The organism is Methyloceanibacter sp., from assembly GCF_035650995.1.
GTDB lineage: Bacteria > Pseudomonadota > Alphaproteobacteria > Rhizobiales > Methyloligellaceae > Methyloceanibacter.
The window spans coordinates 1-26,389 of record NZ_DASRGO010000076.1 but is presented as its reverse complement, the minus strand read 5'-3'; the positions used below and the strand labels follow the sequence as shown (position 1 = coordinate 26,389).

22 protein-coding genes are annotated in these 26,389 nt (G+C 64.1%); 9 read left to right on the top strand and 13 right to left on the bottom strand.

What is annotated here, in order from left to right:
- Window positions 1–113 precede the first annotated feature (113 nt).
- Complete coding sequence (locus tag VFB18_RS06125; protein ID WP_324972291.1) at window positions 114–1,973, top strand: ice-binding family protein; 1,860 nt, start codon at window positions 114–116, stop codon at window positions 1,971–1,973.
- Window positions 1,974–2,016: 43 nt separating this feature from the next.
- On the opposite strand, the gene VFB18_RS06120 is transcribed toward VFB18_RS06125, so the two are convergent.
- The 6 genes from VFB18_RS06120 to fdhD all read right to left on the bottom strand — a co-directional run bounded on the left by VFB18_RS06120 (window position 2,017) and on the right by fdhD (window position 10,188).
- The gene (locus tag VFB18_RS06120; protein WP_324972288.1) at window positions 2,017–2,967 is read right to left on the bottom strand and encodes an alpha/beta hydrolase; all 951 of its coding nucleotides are present in this window, start codon (window positions 2,965–2,967) and stop codon (window positions 2,017–2,019) included.
- Window positions 2,968–3,097: 130 nt separating this feature from the next.
- The gene (locus tag VFB18_RS06115; RefSeq protein ID WP_324972285.1) at window positions 3,098–4,747 is read right to left on the bottom strand and encodes a TonB family protein; all 1,650 of its coding nucleotides are present in this window, start codon (window positions 4,745–4,747) and stop codon (window positions 3,098–3,100) included.
- Between the two features lie 392 nt (window positions 4,748–5,139).
- A complete protein-coding gene (locus tag VFB18_RS06110; RefSeq protein WP_324972282.1) occupies window positions 5,140–6,618 on the bottom strand; it encodes an alpha,alpha-trehalose-phosphate synthase (UDP-forming) in 1,479 nt (492 codons plus the stop codon).
- Window positions 6,606–8,390 carry a glycoside hydrolase family 15 protein gene (locus VFB18_RS06105; RefSeq protein ID WP_324972279.1) on the bottom strand — a complete coding sequence of 595 codons (1,785 nt, stop codon included), beginning with the start codon at window positions 8,388–8,390 and terminating at the stop codon, window positions 6,606–6,608. The genes VFB18_RS06110 and VFB18_RS06105 overlap by 13 nt, the downstream gene beginning before the upstream one ends.
- Window positions 8,391–8,395: 5 nt before the next feature.
- Complete coding sequence (otsB, locus tag VFB18_RS06100; protein ID WP_324972276.1) at window positions 8,396–9,205, bottom strand: trehalose-phosphatase; 810 nt, start codon at window positions 9,203–9,205, stop codon at window positions 8,396–8,398.
- A gap of 164 nt (window positions 9,206–9,369) precedes the next feature.
- On the bottom strand, window positions 9,370–10,188 hold the full coding sequence (gene fdhD / locus VFB18_RS06095) for a formate dehydrogenase accessory sulfurtransferase FdhD (protein ID WP_324972271.1): 819 nt from the start codon (window positions 10,186–10,188) through the stop codon (window positions 9,370–9,372).
- Window positions 10,189–10,330: 142 nt separating this feature from the next.
- On the opposite strand from fdhD, the gene VFB18_RS06090 reads away from it, so the two are divergent.
- From VFB18_RS06090 to VFB18_RS06080, 3 genes are all read left to right on the top strand, one after another.
- A complete protein-coding gene (locus VFB18_RS06090) occupies window positions 10,331–11,047 on the top strand; it encodes a vWA domain-containing protein (protein WP_324972267.1) in 717 nt (238 codons plus the stop codon).
- 117 nt (window positions 11,048–11,164) lie between these two features.
- Window positions 11,165–11,809: a DUF47 domain-containing protein gene (locus tag VFB18_RS06085; protein ID WP_324972265.1), complete on the top strand. Its 645-nt coding sequence runs from the start codon at window positions 11,165–11,167 to the stop codon at window positions 11,807–11,809.
- A 9-nt stretch (window positions 11,810–11,818) separates the two neighbouring features.
- On the top strand, window positions 11,819–12,820 hold the full coding sequence (locus VFB18_RS06080) for an inorganic phosphate transporter (protein WP_324972263.1): 1,002 nt from the start codon (window positions 11,819–11,821) through the stop codon (window positions 12,818–12,820).
- 3 nt (window positions 12,821–12,823) lie between these two features.
- Here VFB18_RS06080 and VFB18_RS06075 read toward each other — a convergent pair whose 3' ends face one another.
- A complete protein-coding gene (locus tag VFB18_RS06075) occupies window positions 12,824–13,981 on the bottom strand; it encodes a DUF1343 domain-containing protein (RefSeq protein ID WP_324972260.1) in 1,158 nt (385 codons plus the stop codon).
- Window positions 13,982–14,253: 272 nt separating this feature from the next.
- Between VFB18_RS06075 and VFB18_RS06070 the strand changes: the two genes are divergently transcribed.
- Together VFB18_RS06070 and VFB18_RS06065 are read left to right on the top strand one after the other, a co-directional pair.
- The gene (locus VFB18_RS06070; RefSeq protein WP_324972257.1) at window positions 14,254–15,417 is read left to right on the top strand and encodes a DegT/DnrJ/EryC1/StrS family aminotransferase; all 1,164 of its coding nucleotides are present in this window, start codon (window positions 14,254–14,256) and stop codon (window positions 15,415–15,417) included.
- 14 nt (window positions 15,418–15,431) lie between these two features.
- On the top strand, window positions 15,432–16,436 hold the full coding sequence (locus tag VFB18_RS06065) for a Gfo/Idh/MocA family oxidoreductase (RefSeq protein ID WP_324972254.1): 1,005 nt from the start codon (window positions 15,432–15,434) through the stop codon (window positions 16,434–16,436).
- Here the strand turns inward: VFB18_RS06065 and lpxB are convergent.
- Window positions 16,421–17,599 carry a lipid-A-disaccharide synthase gene (lpxB, locus tag VFB18_RS06060; RefSeq protein ID WP_324972252.1) on the bottom strand — a complete coding sequence of 393 codons (1,179 nt, stop codon included), beginning with the start codon at window positions 17,597–17,599 and terminating at the stop codon, window positions 16,421–16,423. The two genes, VFB18_RS06065 and lpxB, sit on opposite strands and share 16 nt — an antisense overlap.
- A 58-nt stretch (window positions 17,600–17,657) precedes the next feature.
- Window positions 17,658–18,101, bottom strand: coding sequence for an MEKHLA domain-containing protein (locus VFB18_RS06055; RefSeq protein WP_324972250.1), 444 nt, complete (start codon window positions 18,099–18,101; stop codon window positions 17,658–17,660).
- A 125-nt stretch (window positions 18,102–18,226) separates the two neighbouring features.
- Between VFB18_RS06055 and VFB18_RS06050 the strand changes: the two genes are divergently transcribed.
- Window positions 18,227–19,603 carry an efflux RND transporter permease subunit gene (locus tag VFB18_RS06050; RefSeq protein WP_324972248.1) on the top strand — a complete coding sequence of 459 codons (1,377 nt, stop codon included), beginning with the start codon at window positions 18,227–18,229 and terminating at the stop codon, window positions 19,601–19,603.
- A 7-nt stretch (window positions 19,604–19,610) separates the two neighbouring features.
- Here VFB18_RS06050 and aguB read toward each other — a convergent pair whose 3' ends face one another.
- Together aguB and VFB18_RS06040 are read right to left on the bottom strand one after the other, a co-directional pair.
- Window positions 19,611–20,471: an N-carbamoylputrescine amidase gene (gene aguB, locus VFB18_RS06045; RefSeq protein WP_324972245.1), complete on the bottom strand. Its 861-nt coding sequence runs from the start codon at window positions 20,469–20,471 to the stop codon at window positions 19,611–19,613.
- Window positions 20,471–21,493 carry an agmatine deiminase family protein gene (locus VFB18_RS06040; RefSeq protein WP_324972243.1) on the bottom strand — a complete coding sequence of 341 codons (1,023 nt, stop codon included), beginning with the start codon at window positions 21,491–21,493 and terminating at the stop codon, window positions 20,471–20,473. Before VFB18_RS06040 ends, aguB begins: the two co-directional genes overlap by 1 nt.
- 155 nt (window positions 21,494–21,648) lie before the next feature.
- On the opposite strand from VFB18_RS06040, the gene VFB18_RS06035 reads away from it, so the two are divergent.
- The gene (locus VFB18_RS06035; RefSeq protein WP_324972240.1) at window positions 21,649–22,686 is read left to right on the top strand and encodes an MBL fold metallo-hydrolase; all 1,038 of its coding nucleotides are present in this window, start codon (window positions 21,649–21,651) and stop codon (window positions 22,684–22,686) included.
- Window positions 22,687–22,734: 48 nt separating this feature from the next.
- Complete coding sequence (locus VFB18_RS06030; RefSeq protein ID WP_324972237.1) at window positions 22,735–23,670, top strand: ankyrin repeat domain-containing protein; 936 nt, start codon at window positions 22,735–22,737, stop codon at window positions 23,668–23,670.
- Between the two features lie 115 nt (window positions 23,671–23,785).
- Here the strand turns inward: VFB18_RS06030 and VFB18_RS06025 are convergent, their stop codons facing one another.
- Both VFB18_RS06025 and VFB18_RS06020 read right to left on the bottom strand, forming a co-directional pair.
- A complete protein-coding gene (locus VFB18_RS06025; RefSeq protein WP_324972234.1) occupies window positions 23,786–24,394 on the bottom strand; it encodes a cytochrome c4 in 609 nt (202 codons plus the stop codon).
- A 117-nt stretch (window positions 24,395–24,511) separates the two neighbouring features.
- On the bottom strand, window positions 24,512–26,197 hold the full coding sequence (locus VFB18_RS06020; protein ID WP_324972231.1) for a pyrroloquinoline quinone-dependent dehydrogenase: 1,686 nt from the start codon (window positions 26,195–26,197) through the stop codon (window positions 24,512–24,514).
- Between the last annotated feature and the right edge of the window lie 192 nt (window positions 26,198–26,389).

Here is a 26,389-nt window from a genome sequence, read left to right as displayed (position 1 = left end):
TGCGGCAAGCCATATGCACCGGTCCGAGTCCTTGCGACCGACCGAAAAAGCAGTTCCGGTCTCGGGCAGGGAGGCTCTCGAAGGGTCGTAGACCATTCGCGCTTGCCATTGGAGTGGCGCTGCTCGCTTGGGTCATCTCGAGCAACAACGCCGAGGCGCAAGTCCTGGGCACGGCGGAGAGCTTCAACGTGCTCGCCGGCTCCACGGTCACCAACACCGGTACAAGCACCGTCCAGGGAAATGTCGGGGTCTTTCCAGGCAGCGCGATCACAGGCTTTCCTCCCGGGCTCGTGGGGCCACCCGGAACGATCCATGGCCCTGACGGAGTCAGCCAGCAGGCCCAGAGCGATCTAACCACCGCCTACAATGCCTTGATGGCTTTGCCGTTTACGACCGACCTCACCGGTCAGGACCTCGGCGGCCTGACCCTTAACCCGGCGGTCTACAGATTTGCGACCTCGGCCCAATTGACCGGGATGGTCACGCTTGACGGCCAAGGCAACGCGGCGTCGCAATTCGTGTTTCAAATCGGGACCACGCTGACGACCGCCTCCGGCTCGTCTGTTTTGTTGATCAATGGAGCGAACGCCAACAATGTGTATTGGGTCGTCGGCGACTCCGCGACACTCGGCACGGGCACAGCGTTCCAAGGCAACATCCTGGCGCTGAACAGCATCACCCTTACGACGGGTGCCACGCTCGTTTGCGGTAGAGCCTTGGCACGAAACGGTGCGGTGACGATGGATACCAACACTCTCACTCTCTGCGTGCCGCCGGGTCCCACGCCACCCAATCCTGTCACCGACATCTCGACGGACGAGCTCTTCGGCGAAGGCGTGTCCGGGACACAGCAGACATCCTTTAACGCGTCGCGATTGTTCGGCTCGGCCATGCTGGCGCAGGCCGTATTTTGGGGTGGCGGTACCGGTCCTTTCTTTTCCGGCACGGGCTTCGGCCCCAGTGGCCCCGGTGGCGCTCCACAAAACCGTGGGCCGGAAAAATACCAGCCTTTGAAACTTGGACCCTCGAACGACGGGCCGCAGAGCGGCGACGGATTCTATCAGCCGCACAGATGGCGATTGTGGGGTGCCGGCCTAGGCGGCTCCGCCTCGCTTGATGGCGATAACGGGGCCGCAAATCTCGACGCGAACACTGGTGGCGCAGCCATAGGGCTCGATTACCGGATCAACCACACGGCGCTCGTCGGCATCGCCGGCGGCTACACCAAGTCTTGGTTTTCCGTGGATCAGCTCACGACCGACGGAACGGTCGAGGGCGCGCATGTGGGCCTCTATGGTATCAAGACTTTCGGTCCGCTCTATCTGGCTGGAACCGCGGAATATACCCGCTTCACCAACAAGACCGACAGAACGATTCACTGGATCGTGGACGAGCGGGCCAACGCGAGCTTCAATAGCGATAGTTTCGGCGGGCGGTTCGAGGCCGGCTGGAGGATGGACTTTGGCAGGTATTACGTAACGCCGTTCGCAGGCGTCGATGGCTTCAATCTCAGCAGCGGGAACTTCGCCGAGAAGAGCCGCACGGTGAACGGCAATCCGGGCATTCTGGGCCTAGCCTTCGACTCCGAATCCGTCAGTTCGATCGAAAGCTCCGTCGGACTTCAGTTGGATTCGCAAATCCGTCTTGCCAATGACAGGCTGCTGACGCCGTTTGTGCGCGTCGCCTGGGTGCACGAATTCGATCCAGACCGCGTCGTCGGCGCGAGCCTGATCTTATCACCCGCCGCGGCGCTCACCGTCAACGGAGCCTCGGCAGTTGAAGACGCGGCAAGGGTAGATGCCGGGCTGAAGCTCGATCTCTCCGAGAGGATTGCCCTGTTCGGCTATTTCGAAGGGGAGTTCGCGGGCCGAGAACAGGCCTACGCCGGCGTTGGAGGCGGCGATGCCGCGTTCCATGGATCCGGCGCAGGCCAGAACTATGCGGGCCGCTTCGGCATGAGGCTTGCCTGGTAAGGCGCGTTGCCTCGCCTAGTATCTCCATGGGGCTTCCTTGCCGTCATGAAGCGTGCAGGCGTTCGACGAGCCATTCGGCGAGGCGCTTGCGCGCGTTACCGTGTGCGGCGCGCAGCACGCGGCCCATATTCATAAAGCCGTGGATCGTGCCCTCGAAGCATTCATAGTCGACCGGGACGCCGGCGGCCGCGAGCGTGCGCGCGTAATCTTCTCCCTCATCGCGCAAGGGATCGTGGCCCGCGGTGATGACGAGGGCAGGCGGAAGGCCGGTGTAATCCTCATAGAGCGCGGGGATGGCGCGCGGGTCGGTGAACGGCCAGGCGATGCCGAAATAATGGTCGAAGAACCAGCCGATCATCTCGCGCGGAATGGGGAAATGATCGGCGAGCTCCTGCCGCGATGGCGTCCGCCCGCGAAGATCGAGCGCGGGATAGATGAGGGCCTGGGCGCGGGCAGGGGCTGCGAGCTTTCCCTTGGTTTCATGCAGCGCAACCGCGGCGAGGCCTCCGCCTGCGCTGTCGCCGGCTACCGCGATGCGCTCTGGGTCGATGCCCAGTCCTTCGGCTTCGTGCGAAAGAAGAGTAAGCGCGGCGACCGTGTCTTCGACCGCGGCCGGGAAGGGATGCTCGGGCGCGAGCCGGTAGTCGAGCGAGAAGACGGTTGCGCCCGTGTCGTGGCAGAGCGTGCGGCAGAACACGTCGTGGCTCTCGAGATCGCCGAGCACGCAGCCTCCGCCGTGCATGAAGAGGATCGCGGCCCCGGCGGCAGCAGCAGGGGCTCCGGCGGGCACATAACGGCGCAGGCGAAGATCGCCTTCCGGCCCCGGAACGAGAAGATCGCGCGCTTCCCCGATTTCGGGCGGAACGATCTCGGTCTTGGACAGCGTGCGGCGGTACTCGTTGCGAGCAGCCTCGGGCGAAAGCGTCCATAGCGGGGTCGCGGTGGCGGACGACGCCCAGAACAGCAAGGCTTCGGTTTCGCGGTCGAGCTTCAAGATGCGCTTTCCTGCGCCGTTAGGCGGCGGGCGGTCGCCTTGGCGATCGAGTTGACTGGCGCGCGAACCATACCCGCGCAGAATTTCCGCTGTCTATCGACGATGCCGCGTGCCGGCGCGGAAACCACGCTTACCGGAAATAGATGCGGATCGTGTAGGTCGCCGAAGCCGGGTGCGGCGGTGGCGGGAAGGGTGCGGCGCTACGCACGGCCTGAAGCGCCAACTGGTCGATCTTCTGATCGCCGCTCGAGCCGCTGACTTGTGCCGAGCGCAATCCGCCGGCGGGCCCGATCGAAAAGGTCACCACCGCGCTTCCGGCTTTGCCCGCTCTCGGCTTGTGGCGTGCGAGCGCCGACCAGATCTTGGCGTTGTAGCTGCCGGCGCTTTCGGTCCGTTGCGGAGCGAGTTTCGGCTTGGCCACGGTATCCTTGTCGGCCGGCGCGAGCGCCATCGGTGTCCAGCGCAGCTTGGTCTGCGTCGTTGCTATCTCCTGCTGCTTGGGTGTGGCGGCGACGACAGGCGTTGTGGCCGCTTTCGGCTGCTTTGCCATTACGGTGGGCTTCCGTTCGGGCAGGGGCACTGCAGGAGCAGGGCGCCCGGCCTCTGCGGCCGCCGCACTCTCAGTGGCTTGAGCAAGTCGCGGCTCGCTCGGCGTTTCTGCCGCCGTCGCGGCAGCAGTGGGCAGTGCCGGTGACGGAGCCTGCGTTGCGATCGGATCGGGCGCAGAGGGAAACGGAGTCGCGGAAGCTCCGGCGGCGCTCTGCTCGGCACTCGCTGCCGGCGCAACCGCGGTGCTGTCCGCTTCGGCCGGTTGCGGCTCGGCAGGCGCCTCGGCCTCGGCCGTCTTGGCAGGCTTCACGGGCGGTGTGGCTTCGGCCGGCGCGGCTACGGGCGTGACCGGCTCTGGCACGACGGGCTCAGGGATGACCGTCGCGGGCGTCGTTGCTTCGGCCATTTGCGACTCAGCCTGGGCACCGGGATTAGTTCCGGTGGCAGCGACCGGCTCGGCAGAGTGCGTCGCTTCCGCTGGTTCGGCTTCGGTCGCAACCGGCTCTGGCACGACGGGCTCAGGGATGACCGTCGCGGGTGTCGTTGCTTCGGCCATTTGCGACTCAGCCTGAGCACTGGGGTCAGCTTCGGTGGCAGCGACCGGCTCGGCAGAGTGCGTCGCTTCCGCTGGTTCGGCTTCGGGCGCGACCGGCTCGGGTGTGACAGGTTCGACGGTGTCGGCTGCGGCGAGTTCGACCGTATCGCCCTCGGCCGGGGTGTTGGTCTCTGTCGTCGCTATGGGCGCGGCGGGCGCTTCGGCTGTCTCGGAGGCTGTAATCGGCTCAGGCGCCGAAGCGGCCGACTCTTCATCCGCTGCCTGGACGGGGGCCTGGGTTTCCGCGTGCGCAGTCGCCTCTTCGCTCGTCAACGCATCGGGGTTCGGACGCGTTGCGGATTCTGATTGCTCGACCCCTTCCTGTTCGGGATTCGGCAGGGGACTTGGCGAGGCTGATTCGCTGGATTGAGCAACCGAAGCGATCTGGTCGGCTGTGGTTCCAACCCCATCGGTATGCGATCGCTCCGGCATCGCGGACGTGACCTCGACCTCGATCGCTTCGCGCGCGGCGACCGGCGCTGCGGCAGGCGCGGGTGTGGCAAGGGAGGCGGGGGCGTGTTCGAGGTCGGGGCGCCCGTACTCCGTGCTCGCAATCAGGAGGAGATGGGTGCCGCAAACGAGAATGGCGCTCGCAAGGAGCGCCGAACAGGACTGGAGAAAGCGGTTCTCTGACACAAGGGAAATAGCAGCGCGATATAGTTAACCGCTGGTAAATGCGGCGCCGATTCCCGGCGTTCCGCTGCGAAAAAGATACTTGGCCCCAATGCGTTAGAAGTCATAGGACTGTTGCAAATCGGTCACCAATTCGGTCGCGGAATGTGTTTTCCTGACCCGAGTTAGTAAGCTTGTGGCGTTTGAGTGGGGGGCCTGTAAATGCGTGTGATCGCCGTCCTGGCGGTCCTGTTGGCGCCTGTGGCGCTTGGGGGCTGCTTCTTCCATCACAATCAAGCCGTCGTCGCGCAGCCGCTTCCGCCGCTGAAGTAGCGCTCGGTCACGCGGCGTTTCGCCGGACCCGCCGCATGGCGGGTCTTTGGCATGCCTGTTTCGGGGGGGCAGATCCAAAGAAATCAGCGCCGGTATGCGGCGCCTTCGTCGTGTCGCGTTCGTGGCCGTTCCGTCGCCTCGGCGTCCTCGGCGGTCAGGCCGTTCCCTGCATGCGCGAGGCGGAGCGAGCGCAGAAAATTCTCGATCCAGACACTGCCGCCGTTTTCCCGGAGCTTGGCGAGCGAGGCGGCATGCCGTTCGCGGCGCTCGGTGAGCGGCATATCCAACGCGGTCGCAATCGCGCTTCCGACCGATTCCGCATCGTACGGATTGACCAGCAAAGCCCCCAGGCATTCGTGAGCCGAGCCGGCGAAGCGCGAGAGAACTAGCACGCCGGGATTCTTCTCGTCCTGGGCGGCGACATATTCCTTGGACACGAGATTCATTCCGTCGCGGAGCGGCGTGACGAGCGCAGTGCATGCGGAGCGGTAGAGCCCGGCGAGGCCCGATCGGCTATAGGCACGATTGAGATAGCGGATCGGGGTCCATGAGACGTCGCCCAAGGCGCCGTTGATGCGTCCCGCCGCCGCTCCCACGTCGCGCTCGAGGTCGTGATATTCGGGAATCTCCGAGCGGCTCTTGGGCGCAATCTGGAGGTAAGTGACTTTGCCCGCCTGGGAGGGATGAAGGCGCAGGAAGTGCTCAAAGGCTTCCATGCGCTGAATGAGGCCTTTCGAGTAATCGAGCCGGTCGACACCGATCAGGAGCGCGCGGTTGCCGAGGCTCTCGATCACGCCGCGGACGAAGGGCGAGCGAGCGGCCCGCGCCGCCATTTTTTGGAATTCCTCGGTGTCGATGCCAACCGGAAAGGCGCCGATGCGGGTCTGCCGTCCGGCATAGCTGAACACGACCTGGCCGTCCGTTGCCTCGAACACGCGGCTCGGACCACGATATTCGGAAAGAAGATAGCGGGTGAAGTTGCCGACGTCCGCCTCCGTTTGAAATCCGACGAGATCGTAGTCCAGAAGCAGAGGCAGGAGCCGTTCGTAGTTCGGCAGGACCGAAACGACCTCCGGCGCGGGGAAGGGTATGTGCAGGAAGAAGCCGATGCGATTGGCGAAGCCGCGCCGGCGCAGCTCGTTGGCGATGGGGATGAGGTGATAATCGTGGACCCAGATCATGTCGTCGGGTTCCACGATGTTGGCGAGCTCGGTGGCGAAGTGCCGGTTCACGCGGAAATAGCCGGTGAGATCGCGGCGGCTGAACTCGGTCAGGTCGATGCGATAGTGCAGGATCGGCCACAGCACGCGATTGGCGAAGCCGTTATAGTACTCCTGGTAATCCTCTTCGGACAGATCGGTGACGACATAGCGCCTCGGCGGGCGCTCGAAACTATGCGTGCGCACTTTGTCGGCGGAAACGACCTCGCCGCTCCAGCCGAACCAAACGCTTTCCAGATGCTTGAGCAGCGGAGCGAGCGCAACCTCCAAGCCGCCGGCCCGCTTCGAATTGCCGGGCTCGGGCGTCGTCACGCGATTGGACACGAGGATCAGCCTCTCCAATAGCGGTCCTCCCACGATCGCGACAGCCGCATCGCACTCAAGATAAGTCCCGCCATGGAATAGGTCTGGGGAAAATTCCCCCACAATTCTCCGGTGGTGGGATGAATGTCCTCGGCGAGAAGACCGTAGCGGTTGCGGTGAGCGAGAGAGTCAATAAAAAGGTCGCGCGCGTCTTCGCGCCGGCCGATGCGCCACCACGCATCGATTAACCAATACCGGCATGTCAAGAACGCGACCTCCGGCATGCCGAAGTCGTCCGCATTCATGTAACGCATTACATGTTTGCCACGGAAAAGTTCCCGCTCCGTGGCTGCGACCGTTTGCACAAATCGCGGGTCGTCGGCCTCGATCATGCCGATCTCGGGCAGGAGCAAGACGCTGGCATCGAGGTGCTCGCCGCCGAAAGCTGCGGTAAATGATCCCCGCTTCTCGTTCCAGGCCTCCGACAGCACCCGCGCCTGGATTCGGTCGGCGGTCTCCGACCAATGCGATGCCCGCTCGGCAAGTCCGAGATGCGAGGCAATCGCGGCAAGACGGTTGCACGCCGCCCAGCACATCGCCGCGGAATAGGTGTGGATCTCGGTGCGGCCGCGATATTCCCAGATGCCGGCGTCGGGGGTGAAGGCAAACTTGGCCGCCTTGTCGCCGAGCGGCTCCAAGACGCGAAACAGGTCCTCGTTTCCCGGGCGGGGAAGCCGGCGATCGAAGAACATCGGCATGACGGCGAGGATGATGCTGCCGTAACTGTCATGTTGCAGTTGATGCACCGCCGCGTTGCCGATGCGGACCGGCCCTTCGCCCCGGTAGCCCGTGAGGTCGGCGGCGATCCTCTCCTCGATCGAGGTGCTCGGAACGATGCCATAGACGGGCCGCATGGACTCTTCCGACGCCAAAGTGAGAATGAACGAGATGAAGTTCTCCATGGTTTCCGTCGCGCCGAGACGGTTGAGCGCCTTGACGACGAAATAGGCGTCGCGGAGCCAGCAGAAACGATAGTCCCAGGTGCGGCCCGAGCCGGGCGCCTCGGGGATCGAGGTGGTGAGCGCGGCGACGATCCCGCCGGTCTCGTCGAAATTGGAGAGCTTGAGGGTGATGGCGGCGCGGATAATGGCATCCTGCCAGTCGTAGGCGATCCACAGCCGCCGCACCCAGTCCGTCCAATGCCCGCGCGTGCGCTCGGCGAATTCGCGACATGTCGCGACGATGTTCTCGGCGAACGGCTCATCGGGTCCGAAGACCAGGTGAATGGGTCTGGTCAGGACGAACGGGGTCTCGTTTTCGATGTACGGCACGGGGCCGTCTGTCGTGAGCCTGAAGGAAAAGTCCTTGGCCCGATAGGTGATGTGATGACTGCCCGCCGCGTGGTCGTTGATGGGACTGCCGTAGTCGCTGGTCGGGCGCACGCGTATGGAAATGCGCGGGAGGCCCGCGACCGGCTCGATGATACGCATAAGCTGAGGCGGATGAAATATGCGGCCGAAATTGCGAAAGCGCGGCGCAAAATCGGTGATCTTCACGGCGGCGCCGTCGGCGGCGGTCAGGATGGTGGAAACGACCGCAGTGTTGCGCTCGTAGTCCGAGGCGTATTGCGCCATGTTGTCGAGAACGACATCGCAGTACCCCTTGTCCTCATCGCCGGCGAGCAGGCGCGAAAACACCGGATCGCCATCGAAGCGCGGGTAGCACCACCACACGATGCGCCCGGTTGGGTCGACCAAGGCGGCGGTATGGCCGTTGCCGATGACGGCGAGATCGAGACCGAAATCCTTCATGAGTCTTATCTTGCGGCTTCGGCGACGCGAGCGAGCCAAGAGCGGACTTGCGCGGGCGAGGCGAACACGCCGTGAGCGGCCTTCATGTTCCTGCCGACGGCAAATCCAAGACCGCCGAGATCGGGCAAAATGGCGAAGACGGACTCGTCAGTAGTGTCATCGCCGATGAACACGAGGCGCCGCCCCGCGAACGGCGGCGCGGCCATCACCTCGCGAACCGCGGTCCCCTTGCTGAAGCTCGAAGGCTTGATGTCGATCACCGCCTTGCCGAACATGAATTCCACGCTGTCCGGGCGAGCCTCGGCGGCCACGACCTTCGCCACTTCTTGCCTGAGGAAGGCTTCGTATTCGGGCGCGCGGCGAAAGTGGACCGACATCGAGCGCGATTTCTCCTCGACCAGGACGCGGCTATTGATCGTGGCAAGAACATGGATGCGGCGCCTCAGCTCGGGGCTGAGAGAGGCATGATTGCACCGAACCGGACCGCCGGGGGAAAGCCGGATTTCGGCGCCGTGCTGTCCCACGGCCGGCATGCTGAGCGGCCGAAACAGCCGGTCGAGCGTTTCGATGGTGCGCCCGCTGACCAGCGCAACCGCACCTCCAGCGCGCTCGAGCAGTTGCCCTAGCGTGCGGACCAGGCTTGGGGGAACGACAACCTCCTCGGGAGTTGCAGCAATTTCGAGCAGCGTGCCGTCGACATCGAGCAGAAGCGCTGCACGGCTAAGATCGACGGGATCGGGAGCGAGGAAATGGGGGGATTGGTCCCCGAACTTGGTTACCATTTGCGTCGCGTTGTTGAGGCTCGATTGCTTCATCTGTGATCGGTCCGCTCCCTTCAAGTAGGGAACGGATTTTCTCGGCCAACCGTTCCGCCCGCGGAATAGGGCCCCGAGTGCGGGAGGTTGAAGAAAAGGAAAAAGATGACGAAGGCGTGACTTCATTGACATCGGGAAGCGAGGGGTGGCGCTTCCAATGGCGCCTAGGCCACGTGGCTTGCGATCCTACCCTTCACCCGGTGCGGATGCGTAAATACTTCGAAGCCATCTTTGCGCGCAATCGCGATCAGGGTCATGCCGGCGGCATCGGCCATGCGCACCGCAAGCGCCGTGGGCGCCGAGACCGCGGCCACCACCGGAGCCCCAATCATGGCCGCCTTCTGCACCATCTCGATCGATACGCGGCTCGTGAGCACGATGAGGCCTTGACGGGCGGTTGATCCTTCGCGCGCCAAGGCGCCGGCGAGCTTGTCGAGTGCGTTATGGCGTCCGACGTCCTCGCGCAGCGCGACGAGCCCCCGCCCGGGCTCATAGAAGCCGGCCGCGTGCACCGCGCGTGTCTCATGGTTGAGCGTTTGCAACGGAAAAAGCGACTCGACCGCAGCCATGATCTCGTCAGGCGAGTAGGCACGCCCGTCGCCGACCATCGGGGGCGGGCGCATGGCCTCGGTCAAGCTCTCGACGCCGCATAACCCGCAACCGGTCGGCCCGGCCATCTTCCTGCGCCGCCCGAGAAACTCCACCGCCTCGCGCGCTTTGAGCCAGATGCGAAGCTCGATGCCGGCCTCCTCCTCGACGACATCGATCGAGTCGATGGCATCGATCGAGGGGATGACCCCTTCCGTCAGGCTGAAGCCGACGGCGAAATCCTCGAGGTCCTGCGGGGTCGCCATCATCACCGCGTAGGTCGCCGTGTTGAAGGTAAAGGCGATCGCGGTCTCCTCGGGGATCGCGCGCTCGCCCTCGGTCACGCCAGAGGCGCGCCAGATCGAGCGGGGAGCGCGGACGACAGGGTTGGCCAAGGGCTTGCTCCGAGAGCTCAGAATGGCCGAAAGCTAGTCCTCCCGCTTCGGCGATACAAGCATTGGCAGGGTCCCGGTGTGACGCGCAACCACATACACGGCACGGCTTTTTGCGGTAGAGTTCGGCCCGAAGGAGACTGTCTTGCCGGCATTCCCATCCGCCACCGCGCGCGTGCTTACGGCGCTCTTTGTCGCAGCCGGCATCATTCCTTCCAAGGCGGCCGATCAAGGCGAGCGCAACCCATGCACCGCCGATGCCATGATCGTGTTCGACGCCTCCGGCTCCATGGCCGGCAACGTCAATCAGGGCATCGCCACCACCATTCCACGTATCGACGAAGTGCGCGGTGCGCTGGCCGCGGTGCTGCCCGCCGTCACGCGGTCGCGCCGCGTCGGGCTCATCACCTACGGTCCGGGGCCCTATCAGCAATGCAACGTCCAACTCAACCTCAAGCCGACCGAGAATGCGGGCGCGCTCATCATGCAGGCGGTGAACGCGCTTTCCCCCGCCGGCAAGACGCCGCTCACTGCCGCGGTCAAGAGTGCCGCCGACGTGCTCGACTATCGCCATAAGCCGGGAGTGGTGGTGGTGCTCACCGACGGCGAGGAGACCTGCGGCGGCTCGCCATGCGATCTCGGCAAGGAACTGCATGCTACGGCGGCCGACCTCACCGTCCATATCATCGGCTATCGCATGAAGGACTTCAGCTGGACCGGAGAGCAGAGCATCCTCGATGCGAAATGCCTCGCGGAGGAAAACGGCGGGCTCTATATCGGCACCGAGTCGAAGCATGAGTTGATCGAGGCGCTGGAGAAGACACTTGGCTGCCCGATGCTGTCCCTGAACGCCCTGAATTAACCTGGCTCCGAGTCTGAGATTGCGGTGGGGAACGCGCCGGGCGCCTTGACCTGGCGGCGATTTTCCCGCTCATTCCGCTTGCCTCGACGCCGTGGGAAGCCCGAAAGGGGGCGCGCGATGCTGCAATGGTTTCACCGACTGATGCCGCGCCAGGGGGATTTCTTCTCCCTTTTCGAGCGCCATGCCGCCGTGATGGTTGGTGCTGCGCGCGCCCTGCGTCAGATGCTCGCGAGCGGCGATCAGATCATCCTTCGCTGCCAGGAAGTCGTCGCGCTGGAACAGGAGGCGGACGCCATCACGCGCGAAGTTCTCATTCTGCTGCGCACGACCTTCATCACGCCGTTCGATCGCGCCGACATCAAAAGTCTGATCACGGCGATGGACGATTCGGTGGATCAGATGCAGCAGACGGCCAAGGCCATCATTCTGTTCGAAGCACAGACCTTCGACCCCGAGATGCGAGCGATGGGCGATGCGGTCGTCGCCTGTGCCGAGCTCGTGCAGCGCGCGGTCGCCATGCTGGCAAATGTCGGAAAGAATGCGGCGGAGCTCAACGAGATCGGGTTGCAGATTACCCGCATCGAGGGCGAAGCCGATGAGATCCACGACCGCGGGCTCGGCCTGCTGTACCAGAAGGCGAAAGCCGGTGACGCCATCGACTTCATTCGCGGTAACGAGATTTACAATCATCTCGAGAACACCGTTGACCGCCTCGACGACGTCGCCGACGAGATCCAGGGCATTGTCATCGAACATGTCTGATCCCGCCTCATGATCGGCGCCTCGTTCCCTCTCGTCGTCGCACTGGTCGCGGTGGCGCTCGTGTTCGACTTTCTCAACGGCCTTCACGACGCCGCGAACTCGATCGCAACCGTGGTGTCGACGCGCGTATTATCGCCGGCAATCGCGGTGATCTGGGCCGCGTTCTTCAATTTTATCGCCTTCCTGTTCTTCGGCTTGCACGTTGCGCAAACGATCGGCACCGGGATCATCGCTGTGGAGGTCGTTGATTGGCGGGTGATCTTCGGAGCGCTGATGAGCGCGATCACGTGGAACCTGCTGACCTGGTGGGGCGGGATTCCGTCATCGAGCTCGCACGCGCTGTTTGGCGGACTGCTCGGGGCGGGGACCGCCAAAGCCGGCATCGGCGCGGTGGTATGGCTTGGCACGCTCAAGACGCTTGGCGCCATCGTCTGGTCGCCACTGCTCGGCTTTGTACTCGCGCTTCTGCTGTGGCTTGTCGTTGCCTGGCTGTTCGCGCGCAGCACGCCGTTGGCGGTAGACCGGAAGTTTCGCGTGATGCAGCTCGGCTCGGCGGCGCTCTATTCGATCGGCCACGGCGCGAACGACGCACAGAAAACCATGGGTATCATCGCCAGCCTGCTGTTCGCGCAAGGGCTGACTGGCGAACAGTTCTACGTCCCGTTCTGGGTGGTCTTGTCGTGCCAGGCGGCGATGGCGCTCGGCACGCTGATCGGCGGCTGGCGCATCGTGCGGACCATGGGTTCGCGGATCACGCCGCTGAAGCCGGTACAGGGCTTTTGCGCCGAGACGGCAGGCGCCGCCACGCTTTATCTCGCCACCTCGTTCGGCGCCCCGGTGTCGACGACCCACACCATCACCGGCGCTATCGTGGGCGTCGGCGCTGCGCGCAAAGTCTCCGCGGTGCGGTGGGGCATCGCCGGGAGCATCATCGTCGCCTGGGTGCTGACATTGCCCGCCGCCGCTCTGATCGGGGCGGCTTTCTATTTTGCCGCAACGGCGCTGCCATAGGAGCTAATAGAGGAGATAACCGCGCCTGATTTCGGCAAACTCCTCCTCGCCGGGCTTCCAGCTCGCGACGATCTCTTCCAGCGGCACTTGCGCTTCGATCTGATTGCGAAGCTCGGGGGAGCCCGCAAGAATGTCGAACGGCATCTTCTCGCGCTCGTATTCGTAAGGCGGATCGCGCCATTTGAAGCGGTCGGGGGCAAGCCCGTAGCTTTCGCGCAACACGGCCACGCCTGCCGCGACCGGTGCAAACGCCTCGCGCGAGGTCACATGAATCTGGCAGCCGCCGCAGGTGGTGCCGGCATGCTTCTGGAACGTCGGTTCAAAGGCGGCTTCGCGGAAATGGACGCCCTTCAGTCCGAGCCGGTTGAGGCGCGGCGCCAGCACCTCGCCGTCGAGCCATGGCGCGCCGACAAGCTCGAAGGGCCGTGTCGTGCCGCGTCCCTCCGACAACATCGTGCCTTCGAGCAGAACGGTGCCCGGGTAGACGATAGCCGTGTCGAGCGTCGGCATGTTGGGCGAGGGCATCACCCAGGGCACATCCGTCGCGTCGAAATACATCTCCCGCGTCCAGCCCTCCATGGTCACGGTCTCGAGTTCGGCGCCGATCTTGAAATGCTCGTTGAACAGGCGCGCAAGCTCGGCCACCGTCATGCCGTGGCGCATCGGCATGCGGAATTGTCCGACGAAGGATTCGTAGCCCGGCTCGAGGGTGGGCCCCTCTATGGCGATGCCGCCGATCGGATTGGGCCGGTCGCAAACGATGACGGGAAGCCCCATTCGCGCCGCGACGCGCAGGCAATTGGCCATGGTGTAGATGAAAGTGTAGATGCGGGCGCCGACGTCCTGAATGTCGATGACGAGCACGTCGATGAGACCGAGCATCTCGGGGGTGGGTTCGCGCGTCTCGCTGTAGAGCGAGAAGATCGGCACCTTGCGGCGCCTGTCCTCGGCATGCGCGGTCTCGATCATGTTGTCCTGAACGTTCGAGCGGAAGCCGTGCTGGGGACCGAAAATCGCGGCGAGCTTGCAGCGCTTAGACGCGCCGAGCCGGTCGACGATGTGGGTGAAGGTGTGATCAATCGAGGCCGGGTTGGCGAGGATGCCCACTTTCAGCCCGTCGAGGCGGGACGAGGCGAGGAGCCGTTCTGAGCCGAGCAGCATGGCGGTCAGGCGCGCGAAGTCTGGCAGGGAAGCGGCAAAATCAAGGCAGGGGGTCGGCGCATGAGGCTCTCTTTGCCTTATTGGCGATTTGGGCGGTTAAGACGCGGGCGGCGGGTTTGAAACTTCGATCATGCTATGGTAGTCGGCGGTAGGGGCGAGAGGGAAGCCCGGGGGCTCTCCTAATAACGCGAAAGACCGCGCCCGCAAGGTTCGGGTTTGGCCGCACGGCCATATCCCATGGTAGTTTTGCGCAGGGAGTCCGGTAACACCGCATGAATAAAGACCGCGCACGGCCGACTGCGGCCTTCATCGATTTGGCGGCGCAACGTAAGCATCTCGGCGACAGCCTGGAGAAGGCCGTCATCGCGGTCTTGAGGCATGGGCAATATATCTTCGGACCCGAGGTCAGCGAGCTCGAGAAAAGGCTCGCGGCATTCTGCGGCGCCAAGCACTGCATCAGTTGCGCCAACGGCACCGATGCGCTGCTCCTTGTGCTCATGGCGGAGGGCATCGGACCGGGCGATGCGGTGTTCGTCCCCGACTTCACCTTCGTCGCCACCGCCGAGGTGGTGGTGCTCGCCGGCGCCACGCCGGTTTTCGTCGATGTCCATCCCGACAGCTTCAACATGGACGGAGCGAGCCTTGAAGCTGCGATTGGCGAGGCGAAGCGGCTCGGCTTGAAGCCGCGCGCAATCATCCCGGTCGATCTCTACGGCCAACCGGCCGACTATCCTGCGATCGAGAGCATCGCCAAGGCCCACAATCTCCTCATGCTCGCCGATGCCGCGCAGAGTTTCGGCGCGAGCCTAAACGGCAAGAAAGTCGGCACGCTCGCCGACTACACCGCGACGAGCTTCTATCCTTCCAAGCCGCTCGGCGGCTACGGCGACGGCGGCGCCGTCTTCACCGATAATGACGACAAGGCGAAGCTGCTCCTCTCGCTCCGTTGCCATGGCAAGGCGCCGGACAAGCCGGAGAGCGAGTTCGTCGGGCTCAACAGCCGGCTCGACACCATCCAGGCGGCGATCCTGCTCGAGAAGCTCCGCCTCTTTCCCGCCGAGATCGCGGCGCGCCAGAAAGTCGCCGACCGCTACGCCGAGGGGCTCGGCGGCGTGGTGCAGGTGCCGTCGGTCGGCGAAGGCGCCACCTCGGTGTGGGCGCAATACACGATCATTGTCGATCGCCGCGACGACTTCGCCAAGGCCTGCCGCGAAGCCGGCGTGCCGACCGCGATCCACTATCTCAACCCGATTCATGCGCTTCCCTCTTATACGGAATACCCTAAGGCACCTGGGCTGCACCGGACCGGCTGGCTTGCCCGCCGCGTGATCAGCCTGCCGATGCACGCCTATCTCGCGCCCGAAGCACAGGACATGATCATCGGCACGGTGCAGAGCGTGGTGCGGTCGCTCAAGGCCGGGGTCGCCGCCGAGTAGCGGACGGACGGACCATGTCGGATCAGATTCGCGTCGCAGTCGTCGGCACAGGGTATTTCGGGCGGTTTCACGCCAATCACTATTCACGCAACCCGCGCGCCAAGCTGGTTGCGGTGGTCGATGCCAACGAAGAGCGGGCACGGGCGGTTGCCGCCGAGTTCGGCACCGAGCCTCTGTTCGACTATCGCGACATCATCGGGCGGGTCGATGCGGCAAGCGTGGCAGTGCCGACGACGCTGCATTACGAGGTGGCGCGCCCTCTGATCGAGGCGGGCATCAACCTGCTCATCGAGAAGCCGATTACCGAGACGGTCGAAAGCGCGCTGACCCTTACCAAGCTCGCCGAGGAGCGCAAGGTCGTGCTCCAGGTCGGGCAAATCGAGCGCTTCTCGAGTTCATATCGGGCGCTGGCGAGCCTCATCTCGGACCCGCTCTATTTCGAGAGCTATCGCATTGCGCCGTGGAAGACGCGCGGCATCGAGGTCGACGTGATCCTCGATCTCATGATCCACGACATCGACATGATCATGGGACTCGTGCCGTCGCGGGTCGCCACGGTCGATGCCGTCGGCACGCCGGTGCTCGGACGCAGCATCGATCTCGCCAACGCCCGCATCACTTTCGAGTCAGGTTGCGTGGCCAACGTCACGGCGAGCCGCGTGAGCTACAAGACCGAGAGGCGTATGCGCGTTTTCGCTCACAAGCAATATCTCAACTGCGATCTCGGCGAAGGCAAGATCTTCGGCTATCGCCTGCGCGGCGATCCGATGAAGGAAGGACTTGCCGCGATCGGCACCGAGACGCACGAAATCCAGAAAGAGGACAGTCTCGCCAACGAGATCGCATCCTTCCTCGATTGCGTCGCGACGGGGAAGAAGCCCCTGGTCGATGGGCGCGCGGGCTCCGAGGCGCTGCGTGTCGCCGCCATGATCAACGACAGCATCGAGGCGCATTTGAGGATCGCGCGTGCGCGTCCCGGCTCCGCGGAAGCGGGGAGCGCCGGTCAGCCGGCCGCCTGAGGCGCCCGTCCGGCGACGATATCGAGCACGACCCCGGCGGCGCGCTCGCTCGGGGTCGGGCTGAGGTCGCCGAGAAGATGCAGAACCTCGCGGAATCCTTGACGCTGCTTGGCGCGGGCCTCCTCCGATTCGAGCAGCCTATCGACTCCCGCGGCGAGATTCTCAGCCGTGCAGTTTTCCTGCAAATATTCCGGGATCACCTCGCGCTCGGCGAGCAAATTGACCAGCGAGGCATACTTGACGCTCACCCCCATGCGGCGAATTAGAAAAGCGGTCGCCGGGTTGATGCGATAGCCGATGACCATGGGCACGCCCGCGAGCGCGAGTTCGAGCGTGACGGTGCCCGATTTCGCCATCGCCACATCCGACGCGGCGAAGGCATCGAAGCGTTCGGCGGGCGAGGCGAAGGCGACGGGATAAGGCCAGTTGCGCGCGGCGGGCGCGACCACATCGGCGGTGGTGTCGGCGAGCGGGACGATGAGGCGCAACTGCGGATGCTTCGTCTTCAACAGCTCGAGCGCGGCGCCGAGGATCGGCAGCATGCGGCGCGCTTCGCCCGGCCTGCTGCCGGGAACGACGCAAAGGACGGTGGCCTCGGTCGGAATCGCATGCCTGACCCTGAAGGCGGCTCCGTCGCCGCTCACCGCGCCCGACTCGATCGCCGGGTGGCCGACGAAGGTGCAGGCGATGCCGTGCTTGGCGAAGAATGCGGGCTCGAAGGGAAGCAGCGCCATGATGTGGGTGACGCGCTCACCGAGCTTCCTCGCCCGGCCTGGCCGCCAGGCCCACAGTTGCGGCGCGACATAATGCACGACCGGAATACCCGAGCCGCGGAGATGATGAGCGAGGCGGAGACAAAAGCCCGGCGAATCGACCGTCACGACGGCATCGGGCTTGAGCGTGAGCGCGGCATCCGCGGTCTGATTGAGGCGCCTCACGAGACGGGGAAGATGCGGCAGGATTTCCGCCAGACCTACGAGCGACAACTCCTGCATGGGAAAGAGGCTAGTGAGCCCTTGCGCCTCGCTCTCCCGTCCGCCGACGCCGGCAAACCGCACGCGGCCTCCGGTCTTGGCCTTGAGAGCCGCCATCAATCGTCCAGCGAGGTTGTCGCCCGACGCCTCGCCAGAGACGATGAAGATCAGCGGCTCTTGCCGGCTCATGCAACCCCCGAGACTTCGAACGCGTGCTTGGCCGACCTAGCGGCGGGCTGTCGCGATGTCAAATGTTCCGCCAGGTTGAGAAAGTGGCGGCTTGGCCGTGCCTCAATCCCTTGGCATCGATCAGTTCCCAGACGGTGCCATCCTTGATGAGGAAGCGGCGCCCGGATTTGGCGACGCGAACGCCTCTATAGCCCGACATGAAACCGTGCCGCGCGACCTGATCGAGCAGCGCCTGCCGCTCGGGACGGCGGGCGGGCTCGGCCGAGAGGCGAGAGGGAATCTTGGTAATCTCGTCCCAATCGTACTCGAAGCAGTCTTGCGCGCGCTTGTTGGCGTAGATGAAGGTCGGATCGTCCGACCCGTCATGGGCGAGAACGGCAAACGGCGCCTGTTCGTAGAGCCAGACAGCATCGGCGCCTTCGGGACAGAGGGCGTCGCCGACGAGCCGGCGATAACTTCCGGTCAGGAGCGCGAAGAATTCGGGGTCAATCGAGCGATGCACGAGAGAGCGCGTTTGCTAGAATTCAGGGAGCGACTTAAGCCTGGGTTTCGCCGTCTTGCACGCGGAAAATTGTTCTCGTCAGGGGCGGGCTCATGGTGAAACTGAACCGGCGATGAACGGCCTAGATGCAGGCCCTCGGCGAAGTGCTGATGAAGGACCCCGATATCGCCGCCGTGGGAAGCGCCATGGGCAGCACGGGAAGCGCGCAGACGGCCAATACCGCGCGCTTCTTCATCGGGCTGAAGCCGCGCGATGAGAGGACCGCAACAGCGAGCCAGATCATCGATCGCTTGCGGCCTAAGCTCGCGCAAGTCGAGGGGGGTCAAGCTCACCCTTCAGCCCGCGCAGGACATTACCGTGGGCGGCCGCATCGGCCGCGGCCAGTTCCAATACACCTTGCAGGATGCCGATATCGGCTCAACGAATGGGCGCCGAAGATCCTCGCCAAGCTGCAAACGCTACCCCAGCTTGCCGACGTTTCGACCGATCAGCAGGCGAACGCGCCGCAGCTCATGGTCAGCATCAATCGCGACCAGGCGGCGCGCTTCGGCATCATGCCGGAGGTGATCGATGCCACCCTGAACGACGCCTTCGGCCAGCGCCAGGTCGCGCAGTTCTACACCCAGACCAATACCTATCACGTGATCCTCGAAGTCTTGCCGGAGATGCAGGGCGATCCCAACACACTCGATCGCATCTATCTGAAATCCCCCCTGACCGGCGCCTCGGTCCCGATCTCGACCCTCGTCACCGTCGACAACACGCAAGTCGGACCGCTTTCGGTGTCGCACCAGGGGCAGTTCCCGGCGATCACGCTCTCGTTCAACCTGCCGGCTGGCGCATCGCTCGGTCAGGCGGTCGATGCGATCAACAATGCGGTCTTGCAGATGGGCGTTCCGGTCACGCTGACCGGAACGTTCCAGGGCAACGCGCAGGCCTTCCAAGCTTCGCTTGCGAGCCAGCCGATCTTGATCGCGGCGGCGCTCGTCGTGGTCTATCTCATCCTCGGGATGCTCTATGAGAGCTTCATCCATCCGCTGACCATTCTTTCGACGCTGCCGTCCGCGGGCGTCGGCGCGCTGCTTGCGCTTATGATGGGAGGCTTCGATCTCTCGGTGATCGGCATCATCGGCATCATTCTTCTGATCGGCATCGTCAAGAAGAACGGCATCATGCTGGTCGATTTCGCCATCCAGCGCGAGCGCGAGGGGGACACGTCGCTTGGCGCGATCCGCGAAGCCTGCCTCCTCCGCTTCCGCCCCATTCTGATGACCACAATGGCGGCGATGCTTGGCGGCGTTCCGCTGATGCTCGGTCACGGCGCGGGCTCGGAGCTCCGCCAGCCGCTCGGCTACGCCATGGTCGGAGGCCTTGCCCTGTCACAGCTGCTTACGCTCTACACCACGCCGATCGTCTATCTCTATCTCGCGCGCCTACAGAACAGGCTCACCGGCCGGAAGCGCAGGACGGAGAAGGGGCGGGTCCTCGCTCCCGCCGAATGATCGCCTGTCACACGATGCTCTTCGCGTAGAGGTCGGTGCGGCGGTCGCGGAAGAAGCCCCACTCGGCGCGGTAGCGTTCGATATCCCCGAGGTCGAAGCTCCCAAGGAGAACGCCGTCGTCGTTCTCGCCGAGATGCGCGACGATCTCGCCCGTGTGGTCGGCCATGAAAGAATGACCGTAATAGGTCTGGCTCGTCCCATCGTTGTCCTCGCGGCCGATGCGGTTCGCGGCGATGACGGGCACGGCATTGGCCACGGCATGACCCTGCATGACGCGCTGCCACCGTTTGTGGGTGTCGAGGCTGAGGTCGTAGGGCTCGGAGCCGATCGCGGTGGGGTAAAGGAGAAGTTCCGCGCCCTGAAGCATCATGGCGCGCGCCGCTTCCGGATACCATTGGTCCCAGCAGATGCCGACGCCGATCGTGCCCTTCTTCGTCTTCCATGCCTTGAAGCCGGTGTCGCCGGGCCGGAAATAGTATTTCTCCTGATAGCCGGGCCCATCGGGGATGTGGCTCTTGCGATAGAGTCCAAGAATCTCGCCGCCCGCATCGGCGATCGCCACGCTGTTGTAGTAGCGTGGACCGTCCTTCTCGAAGAAGGAGATGGGAATAACGACATCGAGGTCCTGGGCGAGCTTGCGGAGCGCGATCACGGAAGGATGCTCGGCCAAGGGATAGGCCGTCGCGAACCATTTCGGATCCTGCCGCGTCGGAAAATAGATGCTCTGAAACAGCTCGGAGGGCAGCACGATCCCGGCGCCTCTGCCAGCCGCCTCGCGCACGAGCTCGGCCGTCTTGGCGATGTTGGCCGCCATGTCGTGGCCGTAGGCGGTCTGGATAGCCGCAACCGTGACCTTGCGCTCGCTCACTAGGCGGGCTCCTGTTGGGTGATGCAATGAAACGATCCGCCGCCCGAGAGCCCCGAGCCGAGCAGTCCATGGGAAGGGAGGCCGATGACCTTCCGCGCCGGAAAGAGGCGGCCAAGCGCCTCGAGCGCGTCGCGGGCCGAAGGCGTGCTGTAAACCGGGACCACCACGACGCCGTTGGCGATGACGAAATTCATGTGCGAGGCGGGGGAGGGCTGGCCCATGGCGTTGACGATAAGGCCCGGGCTCGGGATGCGTACGACATCGAGCTTGCGCCCCTTGGCGTCGGTCGCGCGGCTAAGGGCCTCGGCCACCGTCTCGTAAAGTTCGGCGTTAGGGTCGTCGGCGCCCGAAGGGGACTGGCACACCACGCGGCCCTCGGCCACGAAGCGGGCGACATTGTCGATATGCCCGTCGGTATGGTCGTGGGCAAGGCCGCGGTCGAGCCAGATGACTTTGCGCGCGCCGAAGGCCTGGCGAAGGGCGCTCTCCGCTTCCGCCTCGCTCCAGCCGTTGCGATTTGAATTGAGCAGGGTCTCGCGCGTTGCAAGCATGGTGCCGACGCCGTCATGGTCGATGGCGCCCCCTTCGAGCACGAAGTCGAAGCGTCGCGCGCGAACGCCCGCAAGCCTCGCGATCTCGTCGCCAACAGTGCGATCATCGGGGAGATCGAATTTGCCGCCCCAGCCGTTGTTCATGAACCGGAGGGCGATTGTTCCGCCATCGGCCTTGGCGAAGATGGGGCCGGTGTCTCTCAGCCAAATGTCGCCGTAGCGCGCGGGCACGAATTCCGCCGCCTGGCCCAGTGCCTCGCGTGCGCTCGTCTCGGCCTCGGCGCCGTTTACCAGGAGCTTCACGCGGTTCATCGGGGCGAGCGCGCGCACGAGCGCGGCTACGTCGCGGCGGGGCGAAGCGAGGTCGCCGTTCCATTCCTCGGCATCGGCCGGCCAGGCGGTCCAGATCGCCCTTTGCGGCGCCCATTCCGGTGGAACAAAGACATCGGTATCGGCCAAGGCAGTCCTCATGACGCCCAGATATAGAGTGTGTTCAAGAAGCGCAAAGGACGATTTCGCGATCAGGGTGGGGAGGGTAGGGCTCGTTCCGGGGAAAGGGTGATTTTCGCACCCCTCCGCTTCGGCTACCATCAGTTCCGCCAATCTTTCTTGCAACAAGCGCGGCCATGATCTTTCGGCAGCTCTTCGACAGCACCTCGAGCACCTACACCTATCTTATGGCCAGTCGGCACGGTGGCGAGGCGCTGATCATCGATCCCGTCCTCGAACGGGTGGACCGCTACGTGCAGCTCCTGCGCGAGCTTGACTTGCGACTGGTGAAGGCAATCGACACACATCTTCACGCCGACCACATCACCGGGCTCGAGGCGCTCAGCGAGCGCACGCGCTGCATGACGGTGATGGGCGAACAAAGCAAGGCCGAAGTCGTGTCGATGCGGGTCAGCGACGGCGACAGGGTCGAGATCGAGGGCTTGAGTCTCGAAGCGGTCTACACGCCGGGCCATACCGACGATTCCTACAGCTTCATCATGCCGGACCGCGTGTTTACCGGCGACACCCTGCTCATCCGCGGCACGGGGCGCACCGATTTCCAGAACGGCGACCCGCGGGCGCAATACGAATCTCTGTTCGGACGCCTGCTCAAGTTGCCCGACGAAACGCTCGTCTACCCGGCGCACGACTACAAGGGCGACACGGTGAGCACGATCGGCGAGGAGAAGGCGTTCAACCCGCGGCTCCAGGTGAAGTCGGTCGAGGAATATGTGGACCTGATGAACCACCTCAACCTGCCCAATCCGAAGATGATGGATGTCGCGGTGCCGGCCAATATGCGGATTGGGATGGCGCGCGACATAGCCATCAAGCGCGGCTGGACGCTGACCCCGGAAGAGGCGAAGGCCGTCGTGGGTGCGCCGGGGGTTGCCTTGATCGATCTCCGGGAAGACCAGGAGCGCCGCAAAGACGGGATCATCCCCGGATCTCTGCATGTGCCCTATCCGGACGTCGAGCAAAGCCTCAAGGCCGACGGCCTGCTCCATACCCTCGCCAAAACGGCCGGCAAGCAGCTCGTGTTCTATTGTACCTTCGGCCAGCGGTCGGCCATGGCGGTGCAGGCGGCGCAAGTTGAGGGGTTGGAAAACACGCGCCATATCCAGGGCGGGATACGGGCCTGGCAGCACGCCAACGGGCCGCTTGTGCGGTGATGCACGGGGCCCTCGACGCACGAGCCATAAGCCACTAAGAAGCAGGTCATGTCAGCGTATCGTCTTCCTCTCGCGGCTGCGGGTGCCGCCCTCATCGGCTCCATCGCCTTTGCCACATCGCCCGTTCTTGCGAATGCCAAGGTCTGCCGCAGCCAGGAGCAGCGCTTCGAGCAGATCGAGCGCGACCCGACCTCGATCGAAATCAATGCCGCGCTGTTCTCGGCCGCCGACAAGGGTTGTATCGACTTGGCGCGCAAGCTGCTCGATCTTGGCGCCTCGCTCGATGCCCGCGACCGGCTTGGCGCCAAGCCGCTGGCGCGCGCGGCAGCCGCGGGCGAGGTCGAAATGGTGAGGCTCTTCCTCGACAAGGGAGCCGAGATCGATGCGCAAAATCTCGACGGTTCTTCGGCCCTTTATCAGGCCGCAGAGCAGGGACGCCTCCCCGTCGTGCGGCTTTTGGTCGAGCGCGGCGCGAATATCAACCTTCCGGGCCGCAGCGGCATCACGCCGCTTGCCGCGGCCGCCTATATGGGCAGCGCCCCGATCGTCGAGTTTCTGATAGCAAAAGGGGCCGATCCGAAAACGGTCGACCAGACCGGCAAATGCGCCATCGTGTATGCGGCCGGGCGCGGGTTTCCCTCGGTAGTGCGCCTCCTGCTCGATCACGGCGTGGACGTCAACGCGCGCTATGGCAACGATCTGACCGCACTGATGTGGGCGGCTGGCTACTCCGACGAGGCCGGCGTCAAGGACGTGGCCGACGTCATGACCTTGCTGCTGGATCGCGGCGCCCATATCGATGATGCGGACAACCGCGGGCGCACCGCGCTCATGATCGCGGCCGAGCTTGATCACCCGGGCGCGGTCGATCTTCTCATCGCGCACGGGGCCGACAAGACACTCAAGGACAAAGATGGCAAAAGGGCGAGCGACCTTACCTCGCTCACCGCGCTGCGCGATAAGCTCGCCGCCAATCCGAACTAAAACTGTGATCGCCTCCGATTGAACCAGGCACGTCATCGCCGGGCTTGACCCGTGCCTGCTGCCCTAGATGCCCGGCTCAAGGCCGCGCACGACGATGAGATTGGAAGCGTGCCTGCTACTGCCCCTGATTGATGTAGGCGTCGATCTGAAGCCCGGCGAGATAAGTTGCGAGCGCTTGCATATTGTCGGGTGAGGTCGCCTTCATCAGATCCGACATTCCAGGATTGTTGCCGCGGGTCCCGTCGCGGAAATCGTTCATGGTCTTGAGCAGATAGTCGTGGTTCTGTCCGGCGAGCCGCGCCGTGGTGCCGTCGCCCTGGAAATGGTCGAGGTGACAGCCGGGGCAGCCGACCGACGCGGCCGCCGTCTGCGCCGCCTTGGCGACGTCGTCAGGCGCAGGCGGCTGACCGAGATTGGGCCATTTCAGCTTGGAGAAATATTGGGCGAGCGGCAGAAGGTCTGCCTGATCAAGATTGGCGGCGATCGGCGACATCAAATCGTTTTTGCGGGCGCCGCTCTTGAAGTCGCGGAGCTGGTAGAAAAGATAGCCGGCGTTCTGGCCCCAGATCACCGGAATGACCTTTTGCATCGGAATGCCCTGCTCGCCGTGGCAGCCGGCGCAGACCTTGGCCTTGGCTTCGATCGCGTCGTCGGCGCGCGCGGCCCCGCCCGCGAGTAAGAACCCCGCCATCAACAGGATAACCTTCGCGCCGGACCGTTGCATGTCGCCACTCCGTGTTGAGTCATCGCAAAAAAAGGACGGAGCATTTCTGCCCCGTCCCGTCATCTCGCATCAAGCCTGGCAAAACGCCTTACGATGCCTGACCGAATGCCGCACCAATCAATCGACCGTGAAGGCGATGATGTTGTTGCCGCGCTTGAAGTCGATCTGAGTGTTACCACCCGCGCCGACCACGATGTATTCTTTGCCGTCCACCTGATATGCGGCCGGAGGAGCATTCACGCCCGCGCCGGCAAAGAACGACCACAAGACCTTGCCGGTCTTGGCGTCATAGGCCCTGAACCAGCCAGTGCCTTCGCCGGTGAACATCAGGCCGCCGGCCGTGGTCAACGCGCCGCCCATCATGGGCAGCGGCGTCTTCACCTGCCAAGCGATTTTGCCGGTGTTGTAGTCGACGGCAGTCACATTGCCGAACGACTCTTCGGTCGGAATCACCTTGAACGCGCCGCCGAGCCAGAGCTTGCCGCCCGGATAGGGCGAGCTCGTGACCTGGTACGTCATCGGCTGGTGCAGGTTGACCGCGTAGGTGAGGCCAAGCTCAGGGTTCACCGCCATCGGCGACCACTCGACGCCGCCATTGGCGCCGGGAAGCATGCGTGCGCCAGTCGCGGTCGGCAGGGTGTACATGCCCTCCTGCGACACCATTGGCTCGGAGAACCTGATCAGGCTGCAGTCCTTGCGGCTGTTGACATAGACGTGCCCGGTCTTGCCACCGTGAATGACGGCGGGAACGACGTTGCCGTCCTTGTCCTTGGCGTCGACCAGGACCGTCGGGCTCGTGTCGTCGAGGTCCCAGACGTCATGCGGAATGTATTGGAAGTGGCAGACGTACTTGCCGGTATCGAGGTCAACCGACACGAGCGACTCAGTATAGAGATTGTCGCCGGGCCGGAGCGAGCCATCGAGATCGGGCGAGGGGTTGCCGACCACGAAAAAGATGCGGTTCAACTTGAGGTCGACCGACGGGTTCTGCCACACGCCGCCGCCAAGGGTCTTATAGGGGTCGCCGATCTTGGCGAGCTGGGCCTTTTCCGCCTCGATGTCGCGAAGCAAGTCCTTGCCCGTCGCGTCCTTGGTCGCCCACACGCCGACCGAGTTCTCGGGGATGGTATCGAAGTTCCAGACGAGCTTGCCGGTCTTGGCATCATAGGCGCGCACGAAGCCGCGGATGCCGTACTCGCCGCCGTTGGTGCCGATCAGGATCTTGCCGTTGACGGCAGTCGGCGCCATTGTTTCGCTGTAGCCGAGCGTCGGGTCGGCGATCTGCGTCTGCCACACGATGCTGCCGGTCTTGGCGTCGAGCGCCACAAGCTGCGAGTCGAGCGTTGCGAGGTAGACCTTGTCGTCATAGACGGCGACGCCGCGGTTGTTCGGGCCGCAGCAATAGGTCGTGACCGGACCCATATTGTGCTTGTAGTGCCAGTATTCCTCGCCGGTCTTGGCGTTGAGCGCATAGACGTGATCGAACGACGTGGTGATGTACATCACGCCGTTGACGACGATCGGCGTCGTCTCCTGCGACTCCTTCACCTCGGTCTGGAAGATCCAGGCAGGATGAAGCTTGCCGACGTTCTCCGTGTTGATCTGCTTGCCGCGGTAGTAACGGGTTTGATCGTAATTGCCGTTAGTATGAAGGAAATTGTTCTCGTCGCTCGCCGCAGCGTTGAGCTGATCTTGCGTCACCGGAGACGCGGGCGCATCTCCCGACCATGCCGGGCTTGTCGCTCCGGCCAAACCCAGCACGAGCGCGCCTGCCAGCGCGCCCCGCACTTTCCAACTCACCATGTTGTCCTCCCTAGGGTGTGGTCCCGAATTCCCGCATTTGCGGGGGCTCCAGTCGGGTCTTCACGCGCAAAACACTGCTCCCCCGCCGCGCCGTTTGTCAATAAATCCATGCCAGCGGGCCCAATGCGGGCTATTGCCTGGCAATAAGATTACCAATTCTGGCAACCCGACTTGCTGTTTTGCTTTACGGGG